Source organism: Aquabacterium sp., assembly GCF_004297345.1.
Classification (GTDB): domain Bacteria; phylum Pseudomonadota; class Gammaproteobacteria; order Burkholderiales; family Burkholderiaceae_C; genus Aquabacterium.
Map to the genome: position 1 here is coordinate 1 of NZ_SCTN01000350.1, position 2,056 is coordinate 2,056.

At 58.6% G+C, this 2,056-nt stretch carries 3 protein-coding genes and 1 pseudogene; all 4 read right to left on the reverse strand.

What is annotated here, in order from left to right; translation table 11 throughout:
• On the reverse strand, positions 1-543 hold a 543-nt coding region (gene rplD / locus EPO09_RS12890), incomplete at its 3' end, for a 50S ribosomal protein L4 (protein ID WP_290643700.1).
• A complete protein-coding gene (rplC, locus tag EPO09_RS12895) occupies positions 543-1,217 on the reverse strand; it encodes a 50S ribosomal protein L3 (RefSeq protein ID WP_290643703.1) in 675 nt (224 codons plus the stop codon). The genes rplC and rplD, both read right to left, overlap by 1 nt.
• Positions 1,218-1,526: 309 nt before the next feature.
• Complete coding sequence (rpsJ, locus tag EPO09_RS12900) at positions 1,527-1,838, reverse strand: 30S ribosomal protein S10 (RefSeq protein ID WP_035037922.1); 312 nt, start codon at positions 1,836-1,838, stop codon at positions 1,527-1,529.
• Positions 1,839-1,917: 79 nt separating this feature from the next.
• Positions 1,918-2,056: pseudogene (gene tuf / locus EPO09_RS12905) on the reverse strand (elongation factor Tu); the annotation flags it as partial.

Genomic DNA, 2,056 nt, shown 5'->3' on the forward strand with positions numbered 1-2,056 from the left:
GGCGTAACGGGGCTCAACGACCAGCACGTTAGGCAGGTTGCGAGCGGCCAGGAACAGGTTCTCGTCCACGTTGTCAGCGATGACCAGGACGTGATCCAGGTTCATGGCCTTCAGCTTGGCAGCCAGCAGCTTGGTCTTGGGGGCTTCGACAGCGATCGAATCGACCACAGCCAGACGGCCTTCACGAGCCAGTTGCGAGAAGATGGCGGCCATACCGGCGCGGTACATCTTCTTGTTGACCTTGTGCGAGAAGTTTTCTTCAGGCAGGTTCGGGAAAGTCCGACCGCCCCCACGCCACAGCGGCGAGGAAGACATACCAGCGCGAGCACGACCGGTGCCCTTTTGGCGCCAGGGCTTCTTCGTGGTGTGCTTGACGGTTTCGCGATCCTTCTGAGCGCGGGTACCTTGACGGGCATTGGCCTGGTAAGCGACGACGACCTGATGGATCAGGGCTTCGTTGTACTCACGGCCGAACACGGTGTCAGAAGCCTCAACCTTGGAGGCAGCTTGACCCTGTTCATTCAGGAGTTCCAGCTGTGCCATCAGTTGGCCCCTTTCTTGATCTTGACCTTGACTGCGGGACGCACGGTGACAAAGCCACCCTTCGAACCAGGCACGGCACCCTTGACCAGCAGCAGTTGACGAGCTTCGTCAACGCGCACGACGTCGAGGTTTTGTGTTGTCACGGTCTCGTCACCCATGTGACCAGACATGCGCTTGCCGGGGAACACGCGACCAGGATCCTGCGCCATCGAGATGGAGCCAGGAACGTTGTGCGAACGCGAGTTACCGTGCGAAGCACGTTGCGAACCGAAGTTGTGACGCTTGATGGTGCCAGTGAAGCCCTTACCGATCGAAGTGCCTTGCACGTCAACCAGTTGGCCAGCCTGGAACAGGGTGGCGGGGGCGATGGTGGCGCCAGCCTTCAAGTCGGCAGCGACTTCAGGAGCGACGCGGAATTCGCGGGTGATTTCACCAGCTTCCACGCCAGCTTTGGCCATATGGCCAGCTTCGGGCTTGGTCACGCGCGATGCTTTGCGCGAGCCGAACACCACTTGCACAGCGGTGTAGCCGTCAGTCTCAACGGTTTTGACCTGGGACACGCGGTTGTTGGACACGTCGAGCACAGTCACAGGCACGGCGTCGCCGTCGTCTGTGTAGATGCGCATCATGCCCACCTTGCGGCCCAGCAATCCGAGGCGATTGCTAAGACTCATGGTTTTTTCTCCAGCCTCACAATTGGAGGCCTTTTACACAAGCCCGACATCGATTGGCCGGGCCGACTCTTTCGGCGCATGTCACTCGTACTGACATGGCAAGCGCCTTCGAATTCCTGCTGAGGCGGCTGCTTGCTGCTTAAAATTTAGGCAACGCGCAATCCACCCATTACGGGAAAGCCTGCGATCATAACAAAGCTGCCCAAACGATGCAAGCAAAAAGGCCGCAGGCAAGAAAAAACCGCCCGAAAGCCAAGGCTCCAGGGCGGTTTTCCAGATCAATCATGCGTCCGCGTGGAACGCATCACATCACTGCAGCTTGATTTCGACGTCCACGCCAGCGGGCAGGTCGAGCTTCATCAGGGCGTCAACCGTCTTGTCGGTTGGGTCCACGATGTCCATCAGACGCTGGTGGGTGCGGATTTCGAACTGGTCACGCGACGTCTTGTTGACGTGGGGCGAACGCAGGATGTCGAAACGTTGCAGGCGGGTCGGCAGGGGCACGGGACCCTTGACGATGGCGCCGGTACGCTTGGCGGTTTCAACGATTTCAGCCGACGACTGGTCGATCAGCTTGTAGTCAAACGCCTTCAGGCGGATGCGGATCTTCTGTTGTGCCATGACACACTTCCTTTAATTAAAGAGCGATGAGATACCCATCACCGCCGAAAAGCTGGCGATGGGCATGTGTCATGCAGAATCAGTCGAGAATCTTGGCAACCACACCGGCGCCAACAGTACGACCACCTTCGCGGATAGCGAAGCGCAGACCTTCTTCCATGGCGATCGGGGCGATCAGCTTGACGGTGATCGACACGTTGTCACCAGGCATGACCATT

What these genes read in the sequence shown, in the direction of transcription:
- rpsJ (WP_035037922.1), bottom strand. Translation starts at nt 1,838, where the DNA reads ATGGCACAACAGAAGATCCGCATCCGCCTGAAGGCGTTTGACTACAAG.
- rplC (WP_290643703.1), bottom strand. Translation starts at nt 1,217, where the DNA reads ATGAGTCTTAGCAATCGCCTCGGATTGCTGGGCCGCAAGGTGGGCATG.